This window comes from Agrobacterium tumefaciens, assembly GCA_025559845.1.
Taxonomy (GTDB): Bacteria; Pseudomonadota; Alphaproteobacteria; order Rhizobiales; family Rhizobiaceae; genus Agrobacterium.
Genome location: CP048469.1, coordinates 194,342 through 214,190 on the forward strand (window position 1 = coordinate 194,342; position 19,849 = coordinate 214,190).

General features: G+C 59.6%; 22 protein-coding genes. 7 read left to right on the top strand and 15 right to left on the bottom strand.

Translation table 11 applies throughout. The features are described 5' to 3' along the window. Nucleotides 1–88 precede the first annotated feature (88 nt). The 8 genes from FY156_00940 to FY156_00975 form a co-directional block, all read right to left on the bottom strand. Nucleotides 89–802 (bottom strand): ABC transporter substrate-binding protein, encoded by a 714-nt coding sequence (locus FY156_00940; GenBank protein UXS00155.1) that lies wholly within the window; start codon nucleotides 800–802, stop codon nucleotides 89–91. Nucleotides 803–889: 87 nt separating this feature from the next. Next, on the bottom strand, nucleotides 890–1,564 hold the full coding sequence (locus FY156_00945; protein ID UXS00156.1) for a hypothetical protein: 675 nt from the start codon (nucleotides 1,562–1,564) through the stop codon (nucleotides 890–892). A gap of 136 nt (nucleotides 1,565–1,700) precedes the next feature. Then, complete coding sequence (locus FY156_00950; protein ID UXS02971.1) at nucleotides 1,701–2,093, bottom strand: hypothetical protein; 393 nt, start codon at nucleotides 2,091–2,093, stop codon at nucleotides 1,701–1,703. A 31-nt stretch (nucleotides 2,094–2,124) separates the two neighbouring features. Further along, on the bottom strand, nucleotides 2,125–2,370 hold the full coding sequence (locus tag FY156_00955; protein UXS00157.1) for a hypothetical protein: 246 nt from the start codon (nucleotides 2,368–2,370) through the stop codon (nucleotides 2,125–2,127). A gap of 335 nt (nucleotides 2,371–2,705) precedes the next feature. Beyond that, complete coding sequence (locus FY156_00960) at nucleotides 2,706–2,990, bottom strand: HigA family addiction module antidote protein (protein ID UXS00158.1); 285 nt, start codon at nucleotides 2,988–2,990, stop codon at nucleotides 2,706–2,708. A gap of 9 nt (nucleotides 2,991–2,999) precedes the next feature. Beyond that, on the bottom strand, nucleotides 3,000–3,278 hold the full coding sequence (locus FY156_00965) for a Killer protein (GenBank protein UXS00159.1): 279 nt from the start codon (nucleotides 3,276–3,278) through the stop codon (nucleotides 3,000–3,002). A 135-nt stretch (nucleotides 3,279–3,413) separates the two neighbouring features. Then, a complete protein-coding gene (locus FY156_00970; GenBank protein UXS00160.1) occupies nucleotides 3,414–3,971 on the bottom strand; it encodes a hypothetical protein in 558 nt (185 codons plus the stop codon). Between the two features lie 324 nt (nucleotides 3,972–4,295). Next, nucleotides 4,296–5,864, bottom strand: coding sequence for an ATP-binding protein (locus FY156_00975; GenBank protein ID UXS00161.1), 1,569 nt, complete (start codon nucleotides 5,862–5,864; stop codon nucleotides 4,296–4,298). 90 nt (nucleotides 5,865–5,954) lie between these two features. Between FY156_00975 and FY156_00980 the strand changes: the two genes are divergently transcribed. From FY156_00980 to FY156_01010, 7 genes are all read left to right on the top strand, one after another. Then, a complete protein-coding gene (locus FY156_00980) occupies nucleotides 5,955–6,104 on the top strand; it encodes a hypothetical protein (GenBank protein ID UXS00162.1) in 150 nt (49 codons plus the stop codon). A 161-nt stretch (nucleotides 6,105–6,265) separates the two neighbouring features. After that, nucleotides 6,266–6,544, top strand: coding sequence for a DUF1778 domain-containing protein (locus tag FY156_00985; protein UXS00163.1), 279 nt, complete (start codon nucleotides 6,266–6,268; stop codon nucleotides 6,542–6,544). After that, nucleotides 6,544–7,059, top strand: a complete 516-nt coding sequence (locus tag FY156_00990) for a GNAT family N-acetyltransferase (protein ID UXS00164.1) — start codon at nucleotides 6,544–6,546, stop codon at nucleotides 7,057–7,059. Before FY156_00985 ends, FY156_00990 begins: the two co-directional genes overlap by 1 nt. A 167-nt stretch (nucleotides 7,060–7,226) precedes the next feature. Continuing rightward, nucleotides 7,227–8,063 carry an AraC family transcriptional regulator gene (locus tag FY156_00995; protein UXS00165.1) on the top strand — a complete coding sequence of 279 codons (837 nt, stop codon included), beginning with the start codon at nucleotides 7,227–7,229 and terminating at the stop codon, nucleotides 8,061–8,063. Nucleotides 8,064–8,357: 294 nt separating this feature from the next. Then, entirely contained in the window at nucleotides 8,358–9,089 is a 732-nt protein-coding gene (locus FY156_01000; GenBank protein ID UXS00166.1) for an AzlC family ABC transporter permease, read from the top strand. Next, nucleotides 9,086–9,397 (top strand): AzlD domain-containing protein, encoded by a 312-nt coding sequence (locus FY156_01005; protein ID UXS00167.1) that lies wholly within the window; start codon nucleotides 9,086–9,088, stop codon nucleotides 9,395–9,397. Before FY156_01000 ends, FY156_01005 begins: the two co-directional genes overlap by 4 nt. Nucleotides 9,398–9,703: 306 nt before the next feature. After that, nucleotides 9,704–10,579: a hypothetical protein gene (locus FY156_01010; protein UXS02972.1), complete on the top strand. Its 876-nt coding sequence runs from the start codon at nucleotides 9,704–9,706 to the stop codon at nucleotides 10,577–10,579. A 29-nt stretch (nucleotides 10,580–10,608) separates the two neighbouring features. Here FY156_01010 and FY156_01015 read toward each other — a convergent pair whose 3' ends face one another. The 7 genes from FY156_01015 to FY156_01045 form a co-directional block, all read right to left on the bottom strand. Then, a complete protein-coding gene (locus FY156_01015; protein ID UXS00168.1) occupies nucleotides 10,609–12,384 on the bottom strand; it encodes a DNA cytosine methyltransferase in 1,776 nt (591 codons plus the stop codon). A 550-nt stretch (nucleotides 12,385–12,934) separates the two neighbouring features. Next, nucleotides 12,935–14,956 carry a DNA topoisomerase III gene (locus FY156_01020; GenBank protein ID UXS00169.1) on the bottom strand — a complete coding sequence of 674 codons (2,022 nt, stop codon included), beginning with the start codon at nucleotides 14,954–14,956 and terminating at the stop codon, nucleotides 12,935–12,937. A gap of 407 nt (nucleotides 14,957–15,363) precedes the next feature. Beyond that, nucleotides 15,364–15,807, bottom strand: a complete 444-nt coding sequence (locus tag FY156_01025) for a single-stranded DNA-binding protein (protein ID UXS00170.1) — start codon at nucleotides 15,805–15,807, stop codon at nucleotides 15,364–15,366. A 43-nt stretch (nucleotides 15,808–15,850) separates the two neighbouring features. Continuing rightward, a complete protein-coding gene (locus FY156_01030) occupies nucleotides 15,851–16,810 on the bottom strand; it encodes a site-specific DNA-methyltransferase (protein UXS00171.1) in 960 nt (319 codons plus the stop codon). Continuing rightward, the gene (locus FY156_01035; GenBank protein ID UXS00172.1) at nucleotides 16,807–17,337 is read right to left on the bottom strand and encodes a DUF3158 family protein; all 531 of its coding nucleotides are present in this window, start codon (nucleotides 17,335–17,337) and stop codon (nucleotides 16,807–16,809) included. The genes FY156_01030 and FY156_01035 overlap by 4 nt, the downstream gene beginning before the upstream one ends. Next, a complete protein-coding gene (locus tag FY156_01040) occupies nucleotides 17,334–18,155 on the bottom strand; it encodes a TIGR03761 family integrating conjugative element protein (GenBank protein ID UXS00173.1) in 822 nt (273 codons plus the stop codon). Before FY156_01040 ends, FY156_01035 begins: the two co-directional genes overlap by 4 nt. 502 nt (nucleotides 18,156–18,657) lie before the next feature. Continuing rightward, entirely contained in the window at nucleotides 18,658–19,848 is a 1,191-nt protein-coding gene (locus FY156_01045; GenBank protein UXS00174.1) for a hypothetical protein, read from the bottom strand. Nucleotide 19,849 lies beyond the last annotated feature (1 nt).

Below are 19,849 nucleotides of genomic sequence, written 5' to 3' on the forward strand. Positions count from 1 at the left end.
CGCAAAGTTGTCCTGAAATTAGGAGTTCAATTGACGACAACTATAAAGAAAAAGAGCCTCACTTGGAGGCTCAAAATTCAACTCGTACTTACTCTTCATATTGAGGCAGGTCGTCCAGGGCCGGAGCATCAGCATCAAAGATCAGGATGCGGATATCGGCCAGTGCGGCCAGATGAATGGTGTCGGCCAGAGCTTCCGGCATACCTTTTTCCAGATGCTCCTGCCGCAATTGCTCTGCGGTTATGCCCTCCACGTGCAACAGGTTTTCATCTGTCCACGGTGTCGCAATCAGTTTGATGCCGATCGCCGGGCTATATGGGATGCGGAATGCGATGAACCGGAACCCGGTCGGTGTGGCGATATCTGCCAACTCGGCCAGATAGTGGAAAGATTCCTCGGTAATATGCGCTGTGCTGATCTCCCAGCACCGGCTATAAAATCCGGTGTCGAAACTCAGCCGATGGATCACTTCCTGCGCAGCTTCCCGAGAATAGCAGTCGCCTACGTGAACGGGATGGCCGAAGTCATCGCCGGTAATGGCGTAGACAACCGTTCGTACCAGGCCGGAAGTCTGGCATTGTGCCTCCAGGTCTTCCGGTATTTCCTGGCCCTCGGTGATCAGCGCATAATCGCTGGACAGAAGGCAGGGGAACTGTGCGATCTGATCGTCAGGCAGATGCGCCTGACTGGGATGCAAAGGCCGCCAGATCAGCGGGCTATCGTCTTCGTGGCTGATGCAAAGTGTTCGGACAAAATGCAGGTTCTGATAGCCGCGAATAAAAGGATTGAGTGTCTGGGACATGGGATTTCTCCAGCGAGTTAAGCGGAGCGACCCCGCCGGGGATAACGCCCCGGTGGGTGGATAAGATGCGTAGTTTGTGTCGAAAGCTCAGTCCTGACCTTGGAGCAGGCTTTCTGCCACGCGCTTCCGCAGTGCTTTGCGGCTATTCGAATCCTGGATGCCGGCAAGAAAACCTGCCGTTGCAAAAGTGATGCGAGCGGCTGCTTCAGTGATATTTCCCTCCTGCAAAGCCCGGTGCAGATCCTTTCCGAGTCTCAGCATCTGGGGCGTGTCGCTGAACAGGGAGATCTCCCGGCTGATGAAGCATGCGTGACCACCAAACTCGAACAGCCGCGGCTTGCTGCAATACCAGCAACCCTCGAACTGAATAGAGACAAGGTTATGGCCATCGTCGAAGCAAGATGCGATGAAGAACAAGACTTCAAGGTCTGCATCTCCTTCGAACGAATGATGCTCAAGCAGGTTTTCGAAAGCTTCGTCCTGATCGGCATGGAAGTGTGCGGCCAGTTTTTCCAGGACAACGACAATTGTGGCCTCTGCTTCTGCATTCGGCGAAATGCCTAGCTGCTCGGCCAGACCAGTCAGACCTTCCAGCACATCATCCCATTGCGGATCATTGGTTTCGGCAATCCTGGCGATGTAAGCACGACCGCTGCCTGGATAGTTGGCGTCGAGATGGAAGGCGCCGAACAGCGCGACGATGACAGGCGTCACGCGCTCCAGCGATAGAAGACCGGTCGCTTCGTAGTAGTTGTTTGCCATGATGATGGCTCCCTTTGAAAAAAGAGCGGAGCCATGCCCCAGCGGACATGAGCATCCGCGTGGGAAGAACAGTGAGAAGCCCCAACCAGGGTCGAGGCGTCCCTCATGAGGTTGGTTGGGGAACGATGAAACCGGCTTACCAGCCGCTGTAATTGAGCACCAACTGCGCGATCACCTGCCTGCGTTCCAGATCGAGCCCGCCAAGATCAGCGAGCCCCTCGAAGCCGATACGCTTGAGCATCGCGGCACCCTCGCGGGCGTTGTAGAAGCTGACCATTGTCGAAAGGAAAAGCCGCTGTCCGCCGCTCAGGACACCCAGGGCATCGTTGAGCAGCAGCAAGTTGGGCCGTAGATCCCATTTACTGGTGGCATTCAGAAATCCCTCGCGGGTGCCGTTGCCGAACCACTCGACGCCGGCGATTTCCACGCCACGTTTCCAGGCGTGAAAGAACGCAGCGGGCGCCAGTAAGAAATGGGCTTCCTCACGTGCGATCTGATCGATCACATCTTCGGGGAGAGAAATACTCAGGTTCATGACTATGACTCCTGTGGGCAAACGATCAGGGATGCGAACGCTGTTCCCACTGACCTGTTTCCAGGGCCGTGGTGGCTGCTTCACTGCTGGGGAAATACTCGACGGACTCGCGTGAAACGGGACCTTCTTCATCGGTTGTGCCGATGTAATAACCGGCGGCGCTTCTCAGCACGCGCAGGGGAAGGCGTTTGCCTGTCCAGTGCAGAGCCAGGCGGCCTGTGGCGTCGGCTTGCAGGCTGCCCCTGGCCTGGGGATGGGACACGAAGGACATGGTGTTCTCCTGATGGTGGTGGAAAGCACCACATCCCTTCGGGAATGGAGGCTTCCCGTGGTTTGTGGAAAAAGCATCGACGCCGGAATGGCGTGCGTCCGCGAAGATGATGCGAGGCGGACTGGTGGGTCGACGCGGAGAATTCCGCGGCACAGCCGGCAAGACCCTGGCTGCTGGCATGGCGCTGACAACATCAGCAACACATGCGGCAAAGCATTGAGCAGGACGCCCCCCTCGTCATGCCGGAATGAGATACCGGCCAGCCCCCGATAGGCGACGCGAGCAAAAAAAAGCCCCGCAAAAAATGCGAGGCTTCGTGATGGTGTTGAGAATTTTCAGGCGATCTGCAGACGGGCGATCGGGGGGTGTTCCCGGTGTACAGCTTGCCAAAGATCGTATGCGGCCTGCTCGGCAAGATACTGGCGAGCGCTACCGAGTCCTGCAAGTTCGAGGCGATGGGCAAGATCGGCGGAGATTGCCGCATGTCCATTCAGGACAGTGGACAATTGCCCCCGCGAATACCCGATGTGCCTGGCCAGTGCGGCCACACTCATGTTGATGGCGGGCAGCACGTCTTCGCGCAGGGCTTCCCCCGGATGGGGAGGGTTGTGCATAGGCATCATGGCCTCCTAGTGATAATCAAGATAGTCGACAAGCTCCACATCGGAACCGTCGAAGCGAAAAATGACGCGCCAGTTGCCCGACACTGCGACCGACCAGAAACCGTCGAGCTTCCCCTTGAGAGGATGCAGTCGGTTGCCGGGACGATCCATATCGTTGGGAGCCTGGGCGACATCCAGGGAAGCCAGCAGGCGCCGCAGGCGGGCGATGTGATCGGCACGAACGCCCGATGTATCGCCACGCTGGTGCAGAGCCCGTAGCCCCTTGTGCCTGAAGCTCCGGATCATGTTGATGAGAGTGTAAGGTGTGGCCTTACGGTTTTCAAGAGGGGTTGGACCAATTGCATGGAAATCTCCTGTTCAAATAGGACCCTATGGGACTGAAGGATCGGTGTTCTCGCGGCTATGACCGCCAGCGGGCAGTCAGGACGCAACATCGTTGCCGGTGTGCTTTTTCCAGAGTGCGAAAGCCTCATCAGGGGCGAGCTCGGCGAGGATGACGATTGGCTGCTTTTGCGCAGCCCGCAGCCTGGCGAAGTAGGCAGGTCTGTCGGTGACGGTCTTGAGCTTGGCGCCCTTGAGGAACAGTAACTTGCCGTCCTTGACGAACAGCACCTTGTTGCCGATATCACGATTGAAGGCGGCACGGATTTTCTTGTCCGCGTGCATCGTGTTGGCAAGGTCATCGACCAGGTAATCCAGCGTGATCTGGATGGTGAATTTGCGGGAGCTATCCAGGGGATCGTCATAGTCGGTGACGACTGCCGGCAGGCTTGCGGCAAATTGCTCAGCTTCGGAGAGCTTCGACTGTTTGCCGTCGCGGGAACGGACGAAGGTCATGCCACCGTGGCCGTCATTACTGGCATCGGCGACAGGCTCGCCGTCGAACAACACGACAGCGGTGAAGCAAAGTGTTTCCTCGCTGGCGAAGTCGGCAACCTTGAGGCTTTTCAGGGTGATGCGCTGTTGATGAATGGTCATGGGAATTTCCTTTGGAATGAGGCGGGAACAGCCACATCCCGGCAGGACGCAGCGTGTGTCCCGAAGGGGTTGAGGAAGAATTTGCATCAACGCCGGTTATGGCGTGCATCCGCGGACCTGATGCGAAGCGGACTGGTTCGGTCGGCGCGTGGGAACCGCGGCGCAGCCTGGACGACCGTAGCTGCTGGCATGGTGCTGAATCATCAGCAACGCATGAGAAGGAGCGTGGCGTTTCCGGGAGGCTTCGTCCTGCTTCAATCGGAATGCTGACGCCGCCCTATTGCCAAAAAAAACGCTCCCGAAGGAGCGTTTGTGAGAAATGGATCAACCGGTGATCGTCTGCAACTTTCCTTCATCATCGAAGACCAGCCGTACCGTCGCACCGGCCAGCCTGGACTGCGGCGTGTAGCGCAGCGTGTCCGGAAGCAGGGCACCGATGACGTGAACGGGGTCCTGCGAGCAGCCGACGGCGATGAAAGTGCTGATGGTCCGGCCATCCTCCTCTTCGCTGGCCTCCTCGTAGCGGTCATTAAAGATATAGTCCGAGACCAGGCGGGTGACGGAATATGCCTCCGTGGTGAGGTAGAGCGTGTCGGCCCTGCGCACTGCGGCTACCGGATACTCGCCGGGCTCACCTTCCAGGCTGACGCATAGACCTTCGACCAATACCAGGGAGACCGAGCCGTCTGCCAGGACAGTGTGACGGTCTTCATACAGCGTGGCTGCATGCTGGATCACCACCTGCGCGGAGTCGATCGTTCTGACCATGGACATCAGCCAGTGCCCCGCATCCAGCCGCGTCTCCTCCAGCAAAAAGCCTTCGCGAGCGCTCAGATAGACCTCGGCAGCAGTTTCATCATTGTCCTCGCCGTTGGCGATGCGCCAGACGCCAGCCTCGTTCAATGCCTCGCTGGCCGATATGCCGGTGCGCAGATAGCGTTCCCAGAAGCGGACATATCCGGGGGGAACACCGTGCCAGTCACGGAACCATGCCAGCGGAACAAAGTGGATATCGTTCAGCAGGTCTGCATTGGATGAGGAAAGGCACCTTTCGGCATACTGCTCGATGAACTCGCTGGCCGGCAACCGCTCCCTGGTTTCGATCAATGCCTGGCGGTAAGCCTGATTGATCGCGTCCCTGATGCGAACACACTCGTCAGCTTCATTGAGAAGATGCTGCCGATCGGGAAGCCGGGCGATCATGTCGTCGCGCAACACTACTACGTGATGTTTTGACACTCTGGGAGAAAGCCCGATGGGAAGTCCCTGCAAGAAGCTCTGCCACTGGACGCACGATGCCTCCAGGTTGAGCAGAATCCGGCCGACAGGCGTTTCGCGCCAAGGCAATGACGGATCGGTCAGTGGTCGAGCCAGTTCCATGCCATTGAGGAAGACAGGCACCGGAAAGGCTTCGCACAACCTCTTGAGCTGCTGTTCCGCCCAAACCGGCAGATTGACGCCGGCAGTCGGAGATTGCACGCCGTCGAGACGAATCTCCGTGCCGATACGAGGCTTTTCGGCGTAGACCTCAATGCCGTCGCCGCGGATGATGGTCGCGGTGCTGGCACTGAACGCCTGCGTGCCCGAATGCACCGACAGATGCCTGGAAAAATACAAGGTTGAAAGCACGCCCATACCGAAGGCGTTCTCGCGCGCCTGTAGTTCCGGGTCCCAGCCGGATTCGGCGATGTGAATGAGAGATTGCAGGTCGGCGATGCCGGAACCATCGTCGCAGACAGTGATCGCGTCGTCGTCCACGGTGATGTGGACGTGCTTCGCGCCGGCTCGCCGTGCATTCTGCAGCAGCTCGCCGAGCATGGATTGAGGATTGAAGGCATGTCGAAGATTGGAAATCAGACGGTGCTGGTTCGTTTTGAGACGAATAGTGCCCATGGGGGCCTCCTGACAGTCATGCGCCGTAATGGGCGCGAAGGATGAAAGCGCGAGCGAAGACATGCCGCGGCTGGCCGGTAGGCGCCGGGCATGAATTGGAAGAGCGTGATCGCGCGGGGACGAGATGCATCGACGCCGGCTGTGGCGTGCGTCCGCGAGAATGATGCGAAGCGGACTGGATCGGTCTACGTGGTTGTTCCACGGCGCAGCCTGAAGACCTGGCTGCTGGCATGGCGCTGATCGGGATCAGCAACGCATACGGCAAGACTTACAGCGAAGGACGCTTATGTCCCGCTCCAATCCGCGAACAGCAGCTACCTCGTTACCGTCATGGTCGGACTGGAGTTTGTACGCCTGTTGTGCTAACATGGCGTACAATTTCAACTCACGGAGGCACTCCTATGGGGACTTCAGCAACGAAAACCGCACGGTTCGGACTCCGCGCAACGCCGCAGCAAGAAGCTGTGCTGCGAAGGGCGGCCGACGTCGCGCATAAGTCGATGACGGACTTCATCCTCGACAGCGCCTATCAGGTGGCGGAGCAGACGCTTCTTGACCAGCGCCTGTTCGTGGTCTCGGGCAGCCAGTCGCATGCGCTTCTGGATTTGCTGGATCGGCCAGCACAGGACAATGCAGGGCTCAAGGATCTGTTCTCACGCACTGCACCGTGGAGTAGCTGATGGCATTGACGGGGCCATCAGCTCTGGCCGCATTTCATGTGGTCGATGAATTCGATTGCGGAAAACACAGTTTGAACGACTGGCTGGTTCGGCATGCCCGGCAGTCGCAGTCCAGCGGCTCTGCGAAAACTTATGTCGTAGCCGACGACCAGCGGGTCGTTGGGTATTTCAGCCTGACCGTAGGCCAGATCGATACGCTCGAAGCGCCCGACCGTGTGCGAAAAGGCATGGGGAGCTATCCCGTTCCCGTTGTCATTCTGGCGCGGTTGGCTGTCGACCAGCGGATGCACGGGCACGAAATTGGTGTGGGGCTGCTGCAGGAAGCCATTCGTCGCACGGTCATCATTTCGGAGCAAGCTGGAGTGCGGGCCATGCTGACGCACCCGATTGATGATGAGGCTGCGCGCTTCTACCTGCGCTTCGGCTTCGAGGCATCACCCGTACGGGAGCAGCAGTTATTGCTGTTGCTAAAGGATGCACGCAAGCTCCTGTTGCCTCAGACCGGGCATACCTGATCAGCGACGACTAGCACGGGTACGCTCGCGTACTCCCGGTCAACTGGTGCGCGCGCGTGCCGCAACACAAGTCTGTTGAATGCCCCTGAATCGCATCCATCGCGACCACGCGGCGCATTTTTCTGATGCCAGGATCAGCAATTTTGTACAAAAAAGGAGATCGCCGGATGGCAGGAAAAAAACGGATCGAGGAGAAAGCCCGGTATCGTCACCTTAGCGAACTGGGCGGTCTGGAGATGCTTCAGGCGCGTTATGTTCGCCAGCGCTTTCCGCGGCACGTACATGAGACCTACTGCATAGGCGTGATCGAGGACGGAGCCCAGCGGTTCTATCGCTCCGGAGGGGAGCATGTGGCTCCCAGGGGAGACATCATTCTCGTCAATGCCGATGATGTGCATACCGGATGCTCCGAACTGGAAAACGGCTGGGCTTACAGGGCCATTTATCCTCATCCCGATTTGTTCCGGTCTATATCCAGGGATATTCGCCAGCCGGAGGGTAGTGTTCCGTGGTTTCCTGACGCGGTGCTGCATGATCCGGGCCTGGCGCAGCAGCTTATGATGACCTTTACGTTGCTTGCGCAGCCGGGAAATACGCTGTTCAAGGAAACGATGCTGATGTCATCGCTGACCTGGCTAATGATGCGTCATGGCAAAACGCGGCTGACACCGCGTGAACTGCCATCCGCAGAGCACCGCGTCATGGCGATCAAAGAACTCATAGACAGTTGCCCTGAAAGGGATGTGTCCCTGCTTGAGCTCGCCGAAATAGCCGGATTGAGCCCGTGGCACTTCCTGCGGCAGTTCAAATCGGTTGTCGGCATCCCGCCGCACGCTTACCTCGTTCAGGCTCGGGTCCGGAAGGCAAAAGAGTTGCTGTTGAAAGGGCATCCCATTGCCACTGTGTCCACCCTATGCGGCTTTACGGATCAAAGCCACCTCAGCCGCCACTTCAAGGGGTCGGTAGGCATCACGCCGGGCGAGTTTGTACGAGGCTTTTCGTAATTGTTTCGGTCGGCGAGCTTGTTGCAAAAAATAGGATGAGGGAAAGACTACCCCGGTAGCGTCAGACCTCATTTCCGCCGTTCCGTGCGGAAGAAAACCAGCTGCATGTCCTGACGCCGGGAACATCCAGTCGGGCGCTTTTCTGCGTGGCAATTTGCTGCTCCGTAACCAGCCGCTAAACCTGCTGGAAGTTCAGGCGCGACCGCGGATGTGATGAGCAAATTCATCCAATACCCCGCCATTCCATGTTGTTAGCCTCAGTCAACTTCAAACTTTCTGACTGACAAGCAAGCAATGGAAAAAATAATACCTGATGAACACTCATCACGGCATCAGCATACATGGCGACGGGATTTCCTCACCGGTGTCGTAGAGATGCTGCCGCTATGCGTGTCCGTGATTCCATGGGGAATACTCGCGGGCTCGATGGCGGTTCAATCCGGTCTCGACTTTTGGCAGAGCGTCGGCATGTCTGCGATTTTCTTTGCCGGCGCGGCCCAACTGGTCACTTTGGGACTGCTGATGTCGGGAGCAAATGCGCTCACGATCATCATTTCGGTGTTTTTTATCACATCGCAGCATCTCATTTACGGCCTGAACCTCCGGCGGTTTGTTTCCACTCTTCATCTGAGGTTCCGGTTGCCAATAGGTTTCTTGCTGACCGATGAATTATTTGCGTTGAGCAGCAAGGAGGATCGGAAGCGTGATCTGTCGGCCAGTTATTTGCTGGGCGCAGGAATTACGTTCTATATCGGTTGGGTTGTGTTCAGCCTTATGGGTATCGCGATGGCGACATCCATTCCAAACCTCGATCAATACCACCTAGACTTTTCAATCATCGCGACCTTCATCACGATCGTCGTGCCAATGATCAAGAACATCAGCACGCTCGTCGGCGTCATTTCCTCGCTCCTGCTTTCCATGCTGCTCACCTATCTGGACGTGGAAGGTGCAATTGTGATCGCAGGCTGCGCCAGCATGATGGTTTCAGTCTTTGTGTCCCGTATCGCGAAGGAGCGGCAATGACCTGGGCTCTCTTATTGACCTTGGCGGCAATTGTCTTCGTCAATCGTTACGTTTTTCTCGACCCAAATACCCCGGTGAAAATGCCGCAGGTGTTCCATGACGCTTTGCGGTATTCCGCGCCGTGCCTGCTAACGGCCATTTGCGGGCCGATCATTCTAATGGAGAACGATATCGTCAGAGCGTTCCCGGGTAATCCGTATTTCCTGGGATCAATCTGCGCTGTGGTGATCGCCATCTTCATCCGGCAGATGGTGGTCTCGGTACTCACGAGTTTGCTGGTGTTCTACGTACTCGTTTATGTGTTGTAACTGAAGAAATCCAAGGGAGGCGCCATGGAGACATTAATAAAGGGATATGATGAATCTACAGAAATAAGAAGATCTTACGAAAGACTGCCGTTTCAAGGAGTATGGACGTGGTTGACGGGAAAGGAAATTCTCAATCGGGATCAACTCTGGCGCTCAAGCTCTGCGGAAATGGTTTTGTGGTCGTTGGCCTGGGTTGCCATAGGTGTTTTCCTGACCGCATTTTCGCTTCGTGGCAGTCTTAATGTTGCTGTTGCGGTCGCGCTGTATTCCGTCGGCGTGATATTTTCCGCATCAGGCGCACGATACGTGGTCGCAACGATCATTCATCACGGCGTTCACGGACATTTATTCAGGAATAAGCTTGTAAATAAAGTTCTGTGTGAAATCCTGTCAACGATATTCATCGTGCAGCCGTATGAACCGTATCGCAGGTTCCATGTCTACGAACACCACGGCAAGGACTTCTCTACATTTCAGGACAAGGATCTGGCCGCTATCTACAAGCTCGGCTTCACTCCGGGGAAAAGCAAGAGAGCGCTATACAGAAATCTCCTCCTGACGCTGATCAATCCATCTTTCCATCTGTCATACCTGTGGGGTCGGGTCCGGTCCAACTACGCCGATGTGGCTCTTTACCGCCGCGTCATGTCGCTGGTGTGGACGGCGTTCCTGGTCGGCGTCGGGGTGAAATATGGAGCACTGTTCTTCACCCTCGTCATTCTTGTGCCTTTTGTCGTCGTGTACCAGATGGCTTCATTGCTGCACCTGTTAACCGAGCATGTATGGCTGTTACGGAGATCGGACGAGACCGTGCGTGATAGCCATGTGAAGAATTGCCTGGCACGTTTCTGTGGTTCCCGATGCCCGGCCGATTTCTCTCTGGGAAACAGCGGCCGCTGGATAAGATGGGGGCTTGTGCATCTGTTCTTTCATTTGCCATGCAGGATGCTGATCGTCCAGGGATCGTTGGTTTGTCATGATTGGCATCACCGCTTTGGAAGTGCTCGTGAATGGTATGCATATGCCCAGTTGAGGGAGAAGGATGCTCAAAAACTGGCACGCCGGGGAACCTATGACTATGTGGATATCTGGGGGCTGCATCAGTGTCTCGATTACGTATTCACGATGATCAGCAATGCAGACCCGGTAGATATCCATGAGATGGAATACCGTCTCAATTGACGATGAAGTCCGACTGACGGCCCCGGATGTTATGCGTTCATGACCTGGGCAAGCCTTTGCCCGAGCCATGCAACGCAGGGGACCGCCATCGAATTGCCGATCGCTTTGTAGCGCGGCGCATCGGCTGCAGGCTTGCCGCGATATGGCACCAGCGTGTAGTTGTCTGGCATCCCCTGAAGACGCTCGCATTCCAAAGGCATCAGGCGCCGCACGCGCCAGCACGCCCACTGCGCCCAGCCACTTTCGTCTTTTGGGATCAGCTCGCCATGGAAATAAGCCTCCAGCGAGGGCAGCAGGACGTGGGGTTTATCGCTGCCGCCGTCGCTTGCGCGCAGGGCGTCAGCCACGGCGCCGCCCAACTCGGCCGTCGCGCCGCCCTCCCGCCCACGCACAGCGACGGAGCGTGCAACCAGATCCGGGCCGAGGATCGTGTCCGGGTTTTCCTGCCGCTTGCTGTAATGGCTGATCAGCGTGCCGGATATCTCGTAGTTGAAGGTCGCTTGCAGCGTTTTGAAGGCGATCGCCGGCATGACGCCGGCATTCGGATGACTTCCGGCGTGGCCCCCCGCGCGGAGGGTTGGGGCCAGGTTTTCGAGAGCGTCGGCGCCGTAGTCCTTGGCCGTGAAACCCAGGATGGGTGCTTGCTGCCCGCCCGGACTTACCGGTGCGGCGTATCGGGCAGGCGCGTACGCGATCGCGGGAAATCCCTGGCCAGGCTTTCCACCACCAATCGACAGCGCGCCCGCGATTTGCCCGTCACCGCCCTCAAGGCGAACCTCGTTGCGGCTGTTTTGGGAGAAGGCGACAGGCATTCCCGGCAAAGGCGCTTTATGCGTGACGATTGGCACGCCGCGTCCGGTCCCGTCCTCGCTGCTACCTTTGCCGCCGTTGGCGGTGTTCAGGGCGTGCGTCCGCTGCCCGGTGACCGACTGGGCCGCGAAGGTTTCAACCTCGAAATCGCACTTGTGTCCCCGCGCGGTCAGGCAAGCCGCTGTATCTATCGGCCCTTGCCTGTTGCCGCCTCCGAAGCAGACGGTGACGGATACCCGTTCGTAGGCTCCGGCCATAGATCCGGAAAAGCCGCCTGGGCGATGAGAGCTGCTTCCAGGAGAGCCGGCAGTGATTTGCCACGCTTGCTCGCCCGCCGCAGAATCCCCGTGCAGGCGATCGGGCTCAAAAAGTACCTCTGCGGGATCGAATCCATCACGACCACTTGCCACAAGAAACACGCGCTTGCGCCGTTGGGCGACACCGAAATATTGGGCGTCGAGTACCCGCCACGCGACGCGGCGGCGGGGTCCAGACACACAACCTGCGTGCGTCCATTTGGTCCCTGGTGGTTGCAGTTCGCGGCTTTCTCCGGCCAGTGCGCCCAAAAGGCATCCGAAGGCGTTGGATTTGTCGGAGAGGACGCCGGGCACGTTTTCCCAGACGATGACAGAGGGTGGCTGGTGCAACTGCTGGCGGGTTTCATCGATGACATTTGCAAGCTCCGTATATTTCAGGGTGAGCGCGCCGCGCGGGTCGGCGAGGCCTTTCCTCGCACCGGCAACGCTGAAAGCCTGGCAAGGCGTGCCGCCGACAAGAATGTCGGGTGCGGGTGCGGTTCCGGCGAGTACCTGGTCCGCGATACCCGTCATGTCGCCCAGATTCGGAACATCGGGGTAGTGATGGGCAAGCACCGCGTTCGGGAACGGCTCGATTTCCGAAAACCAGGCCGGATGCCAGCCGAGCGGCTGCCAGGCCAGGCTGACGGCCTCGATGCCGCTGCAGACGCTGCCGTACTGAAGGTTGGGATGGTTCATGTCGCATCTCCTGTTCTGGTTGGGGCGCAAGCGCCCATGACCGCGCGATCCGAGGTTCGGCGGGGGCAAGGTGAGGAAGGAGAGGAACAGGGACGCTGGAGGCTGAGCGCCTCCAGCGAAAGACAAGGAAACCACCTGTGGGCTGCCGCAGGGACCGGGCCGTCGTCATAGCCTGTCGCTGAGTCAGCGATCGCACCCGACCCGTTTCGTGGCTGGGGCCGGTATCGTTCGGCGCACATCCGCGCACAAAAGGAACCCGTTGTTTCACCGGCGGGCACCGGAATCGAACACCATCGTCCCCGAAGGGTCTCCTGGCACCTCGCACGCAAGGCGCCAGGAGACCCTTCGGGTCGGACGCAGAAATCGCTGATCAACAGGCTGCGTTTATGCAGCCGGGCAGGAAAACACCTTCATCCCTCCCGGCGACACGAACCGCTGGAGGGGAACATGCCTTTGCAGAAGGCGGAGACATGCTCGGGATACCCCGCCGCTGGCGGGGCAATGCCTGACAACCGCTGGAAATCGCGGTTTGGGCAGGACGTGTCTGACTTCAGGACCTCTTGCGGGGCGCGCGCCGCTTGCGGGCGGGCGGACGTTTGCCACCGGACGATTCGATCGCCACGGTGCCCTTGCAATCGGGATAACGGCTACAGGACCAGAAGACGCCGGTCTTGCCGGTGCGCTGCCGGGTTGCGGCGCCGCACACGGGACAGGCCGGACCCTCCGGAACCTGGATGGCCAGTCTGGTGCTGCCATACTGCTGGATCAGCTGAGTGATCCAGATGGACTGCTTCTCGATGAACGTGTCCAGGGTCAACTGGCCAGCTTCAATCATGTCCAGCGCCTGCTCCCACACGGCGGTCGTGCCGGGATCGGCAATGGCGGACGGTACAGCATCAATGAGCGTGAACGCGGCATCCGAAGCGCGGATGGAGCGGCCTTTCTTGAGCAGATAGCTCCGGCCGAGAAGACCGTTGATAATACTGGCGCGCGTGGCTTCGGTGCCGATCCCCGTGGTCTCCTTGAGTTTCTGTTTCAGCCTCGGGTCCGTCACCAGTTTGGCGACACCTTTCATGGCCTTGACCAGCTCGCCCTGGGTATAGGGCTTGGGCGGCATCGTTTTCAGCGCCTTCAATTCCACCTGCTCGACGCCGCATTGGGTGCCATTGCTCAGCGCGGGCAGGATCTGGCTGCGCTGAGATTGCTCCTCGTCGCCCTCGGGGCTGACCGGACGCCGATCGGCAAGCGCCAGCCGCCAGCCTGGAACGACCACCTGTTTGCCGTTCGCCTGCAGCGACTGGCCGCTCGCGGATAACAGCGCGACGGTCCGGTCGAACTCGTGGTGGGGCATGAACTGCGCGATGAAGTGCGCGCGGATCAGTCCATAGACGGCTCGTTCCTTCTCCGACATGGCCGAAAGATTGCAGGGTTCCAGCGTCGGAATGATGCCGTGGTGCGCCGTCACTTTCGCGTCGTTCCAGACGCGTGAACGCTGATTGCGGTCGAGCTGGTCGATCAACGGGCGCAGGCTGGGATCGGTGGCCACAATGGCATCGAGCACTGTCGGCACTTCGGCAAACATGCTTTCCGGCAGATAGCCGGAATCGCTGCGCGGATAGGTCGTCGCCTTGTGCGTCTCATACAGGGCCTGGGCAATGTCCAGCGTTTCCTGAACGTCGAGGCCGAACTGTCTGGAACAGGTTTCCTGTAGCGTGCCGAGATCGAACGGTAATGGCGGAGCTTCGCGAACGCGCTCGGTTTCCACCGATTGCACCAGCGCCTTGCGGCCATCACGTATTTGATCTGCCGCATGCAACGCCACGGACTGTTGCAGACATCTGCCGGCATCGTCCGTGGAGCCTTCGGGCGGCACCCAACTGGCGGAAAACGATTGGCCCGCATGGGACAGCTGCACGTCGACAGCCCAGTACGGCACTGAAACGAAACGCGCGATCTCCCGATCGCGGTCAACGACCAGCTTCAGCGTCGGTGTCTGCACGCGGCCAACCGACAGCACGCCCTGGTAGCCGGCCTGACGACCAAGCACTGTAAACAGGCGGCTGAGATTCATACCGATCAGCCAGTCCGCACGCGAACGGGCGAGTGCCGAGTAGTACATCGGCAATGTCTCGCTCGACGGTTTCAGAGCATCCAGCGCCTTACGAATGGACGCATCGTTAAGCGCGGACAACCACAGCCGCTGAATGGAGCCGCGGTAGCCGCACAGGTCGATAATCTCGCGGGCGATCATTTCGCCTTCGCGGTCGGCGTCGGTGGCAATCACCAGTTCGGTGGCCTGTCCGAGCAGTTGCTTGACCGTCTTGAACTGCGTGGCAGTCGAGGCCTTGACCTCGCTGCGCCAGCGCTCTGGAATAATGGGAAGCTGTTCGATGGACCAGCGTTTGTACTGTTCCCCGTATGCTTCCGGTGGTGCCGCTTCGACCAGATGCCCGATGCACCAGGTTACGACGATACCGGGTCCGTTGTAGCAGCCGTTACCACGCTGCCTGGCACCCAGCACTCGGGCGATGTCCTTGCCTTGCGAAGGCTTCTCGCACAGATACAGTCGCATGCAGCCTCCCCGAAAAATGGCATGGTGATCGTCGAATGAGCATCAGCATGTCGGGGGTAGCAGCGGCAGGCAGCAAACAAGGGGAACTGGATGCTGACCGGCTTTTTGCGCTCCGGGAGCATCGTTGCGGCAGTGAGTAACGATCGCGGGAAAGGGATGATGTACTGAGGCTTCGCCATCGGTGCGCGCGCGGACCTCAGTGGAAGACAGTGGACTTCGCCGTCAGGGATCGGCCCGAACGTGGCTGCTGCAGGTGCAGGCTGGAACCGTCGCAGGGCGGACGTACTGGCGCATTGAGGGCGCATGTTGATTGCTACAGTCGCCCCCGCAAGACCTGCTCCCTGCGAGAACAGCAAAGATTGAGGGCGGCTGCGGGATGGCGCAGCCGCCCTCGGTGCTGCCTGTTCTTACGCCTTACCCTGCTTTGGCTCCTTCTGCCCCCTGGTCTCCTTCGGCTTCGTCTCCGCTTCGCCCTCGATCTCCTGTGGCTTCGCGCCGAGCGTCACGGCCTCGACCCGATAAGGAAGGATGCCGATCCGCCGCGCCTCGATCTTGAAGGTGACGCGCTCGTTTTCTTCCGCATCCTCCCACTCGTCGCGAACGGCGCGGCCTTCGACCAGAACGCGCATGCCCTTCTGGTACAGGTCCTTCCAGTGCTCGGCATCGCGGTGCCAGATTTCCACGGGGGCCCAGAAGCCACCGCGATCCTCGAACCCATCCTTGGTCGGAACCGGGTTGTCGAAATAGACATTCAGGCGAAGAAGCCTGCGCGGCTCGTCGTTCCCGTTCGGAAACTCCCGATAGTCTGGCGCAGAACCGATATTGCCCTCGCCGTAGTAGTGCGTGCTCATAGTGAAACTCCTTGCTGGTGGGAAATACCTGAACCGATGGGCATCAGTGCAGGTGTTGCAGGTCGATGAACGACCGGTTCAATTCGCAGCCGATGAAATGCCGTTGCAGGCGTAGTGCTGCCACGGCAGTCGTGCCGCTGCCCATGAATGGATCGAGTACGGTGTCGCTGATGCGGGAGCCGGCGAGAATGCAGGGCGTCACAAGCGTGTCGGGGAACACCGCGAAATGCCCCCCGCGGAATGGTTTGCTGGCGATGGTCCAGACATCCCGCCTGTTGCGGGTGCTGCGCGCGCCGATCTTGTGAAGGCTGCCGCGCAGGTTTGCGTTGCTGCCGGAAGCGCGTTCGCCGGGCGGTGCGCTGACCGGGCGGATGTTTCCGGGGCCGCGTGAATCGGCTGAGGGTTCGCGGATTGCGTCCTGATCGAAGTAGTAGCGGCGATTCTTGGCGAGCAGAAACAGGTATTCATGCGACCGGGTGCAGCGGTCAGAGACGCTTTCCGGCATCGGATTGGGTTTGGCCCACACGATGTCCTGGCGCAGATACCAACCGTCCCGCCGCAAGGCGAAAGCAAGCGCCCAGGGAATGCCCATCATGTCCTTGGGTTTGAGCCCGTCGCCGGTTCGCATGCCTCCGGCGCCCTGTTGGGCAGCGGCGTGTTTGGGGCCGCCGCGGGTACTCGGTGCCTGCCATGTCCGGGTCGCGGCGTAGGTGTCGCCGATGACGATCCACAAAGTTCCGTCATCGGCCAGCACCTCGCGAACTGCGCGGAATACTTCAACCAGATCGCGGATATACGCGCGGGCCGTGACCTCCCGCCCGATCTCCAGGTGCTTTTCCGGATGGCCGTCCTGCAGGTAGCTGCGCAGGCCGAAGTACGGTGGACTGGTCACGCACATCTGCACCCGCACGCCGTCCTCGTGCATTCGCTTCAACAACTGGCGGCAATCCCCGGCGTGGGTGCGGTCGAGCCAGTGTGCTGCATCAGCGGCAGGCCCGTTCATGAGGATGGCCCGTCAGTCGATGGACCAGTACCGGTCCCGCCGCCGGCCCTGCGCTGGTGAACGGCCTGCGCGGACGCCAACTTGCTGGCGCATTCCATACCTTGCCGGGCAATGGTGTGGCACAGGCTGATCTGCATGTTGATCACGATGCGCTGCTGTTCCAGTGCAAGGAGGTCGTCAATCAGGCCGGCCGGCGTGGCGGGGCTCGCAACCAGTTCCTCCCACAGCGCCACACCCATGCTGGAACGATCGAGGTTGCGCCAACGGAGGAAGGTCGTTCCTGCGCCAGTGTTCTGTTGGGCCAGTTGAACGGGGAGCAGGTTGAAGGGGTGGCTGCGGGCCTGCGCCAGCACCCTGCGCTGCGCCAGGCCAATCAGGTCGTCCCGCAGCGCTGTGCTCTGGCTGGCCCAGGTCGCGAGCTCCCCATTACCTTTAAAGGGTTTCAAAAGGCCTTTTAGGTAGGCTGCGTGTTCCAGCTTCTGGAAGTCAGTCTGTTCCAGCGCTTCGAAGCGGATCGTGTCGCTCATGATGAGGCATCCTCTTCGTCCGACGACGCGGATGCCTCATCGCCGGCCCCCTCATCGGAAGCGGCTGGCGCAGTCTCTTCGGTATCGCTGGCCGGGGCGACTGCCGGGGTTGCGGATCGGGCTGTCGCCGACGCCAGTGGCGAACGCCGGATGAGCGGCGGTGCGAAGCGGGAGCGGCGCTCGCCTTCGAGCACGTCCTGCGGCAACTCACCATATTTCTCGACGGCTGCGCGTGCTGCGGCGTTGTTGGCAGCGAAATCGTCACGTTTCGTGCCGGAGTAGCGGTACTGCTGCGCCAGGCTGAACAGGCTGCGCAGGGAGTGCGCACCTTCGCCCAACCAGCGTTCAAGCGTGCTGCGATCGATCAGGGCGGTGTGATGCGCCAGGATCAGGCGACGGGCAAGATCGTCATAGTCGGCCAGAAGGTAGACCGCCATGAAGCCCAACTGGGAGGAGACGAACAGCGGCAGCTTGACGGGCTGCACGTTGAGATTTTCACCGAGGCTGAGCGCCTGCGGAATGTCGGCCAGCGCCTGGTCCACCTGCTCGCGCAGGGTTTGAAGCTGCTCCTTGGTCGTGCTGAGCTTGTCCTCGATGCGCAGCATCCACCAGTCCGAATAGGGGTCGTCCTGCTCGGCTCCGCGCTTCAGCTTGTTCATGATGGCGACAAAGCCGTTGAGGCCGATGATGCCGGGCTTGCCTTCGGATGGCGTGCGCCCGTGCCAGATGCGCGACGCATGGTGGGTGTGCAGCGTCAGCGACATCGCGCTGCGCAAGGACCCAAGGTTCAATTGCAGAGATTCTGTTTCGTTGGCCATGTTGACGACTCCCGGTATTGGAACGAGAGGCCAGCATCGCCATTGGCCGGAAGGCCGTCAGTCATCAAACCGCACCGAGGCAGCGCCTGTTTGTGGGCAGGTGGCGGCACGACCGGGCAGTTCCGGAACCGGGAATCTGTTCGCGGAAGGGAGGGACCCGAAATCTGCCGGCATCGGGAAGGCTGTGTGTTGCGCTATACCCGGGGTATAGGCGTCCACAGCTCTCAATGGACGTTCGGCTTCGTCAGCCAGGGCAACGGCCTGCGTGCCGTGGCCGGAAGGCAGTGTGTTGCGCTATACCCAGGGTATAGGCGTCCATGGCTCTCGGTGGACGCTCAATTGTTGAGCCGCCGTAGAGTGCATGCTGACCTGTGGGGGAAGGCTTCATGTTCCGCTATACCCGGGGTATAGGCGACTATGGAACTGAGTGGAACCTTACATCATGGTCGACGGCGGCGATTGGCCTGGCATGGGCACGACCGCGCGTTAATAGATGCAAGCTCTAGGACAAACGAAGCATTGAGCGGAGCCGGGCGATATGGGCCTGCGCCACTTCCGGATCTACGGGTTGTCGTGGTGGCTCGGGTTTTGCGCCATTCGCATCGGGTGGCGTTCTCTGCCCGGCCCACGCACGGAACTCGCCGCGCATGGCTTTCTGGATAATGCCAAACAGGTAGCCGGCCGGATTGCGCACGCTGCTCGCGCGGCAGCGGGCATCCCATTCATCGAGAACAGCCTGATGCAGGTCGGGATCGACCGGCTGCAATGCGGCCAATGCGCCCGATTGCTGTTCTGCCTTGAGCGACATGAAGCGCTCGGGAAGACGAAGCATGCCCAACCCACGCGGTACTGTACGTACTTCTTTTATTTCTTTTTCTTTACGTACTGTACTATCGGTCTTCGGAATCCGAAGTGAGCCGGTTTTCCGCGTTTTTCCGCCCACTTCGGATTCCGAAGAGGGTGTGTCACGATTCCGAAGAAGGTCGGTTTCACCGTCTTCGGAATCGTAATTATCCCCAGGCTGTGGATAAGTCCTGGCTTCGGTCCATCCCTGCGCGGCCAGACGCTGCGATATCACCTGCAACCGGCTCGGCAGTTCTCTTCCGCTGAGCAGCGGGTCGTCGATCATTTCCCTGAGCGTATGGACGCCGACGCGCTGGATGGATTTGCTGGCATGGGCCAGCGACTGGCTGACCAGTTCCAGATAATCGACATCGAGCTGGATGGCTTCGTAGGGAGTGAGAGGTTCGTCGTGCAGGACATAAAGGTTGCCCTGGATGCGTCCTGTCCTGGGGTCGCGCCGGCGCCTTACCAGGCTGATCCAGCGTGTGAGCCGTAGCAGGGTCAGGGCGCGGGCGACCGTTTCATGTGAGGCTCTGGTGGCGCACGGCATCGAAGCCAGCCAGGGCGCAAGCTGGTCGTAGGTCGGTAGAGCGGTGATGCCATCGTCATTGAGCAACAACCGGAACACCTGCCACGCATTGCGTTCCAGCGGCGTCAGGCGATTGTCCGTGAGCAAGGCGCGTGGCACGGAGTCATGGCGATTGCCGCTGAAAATGAAACCGTCATTCTGGCGGGCTGGGGCTGTCTGGACAGGTGCTGGTGGCGGTTGCTGAACCTGCATCCGCTGAAGAGCCTGATCGAAGAGGTCGCCCAGCGATACGGGACCGCTTGATCGGCGTGGGCTGTCCATG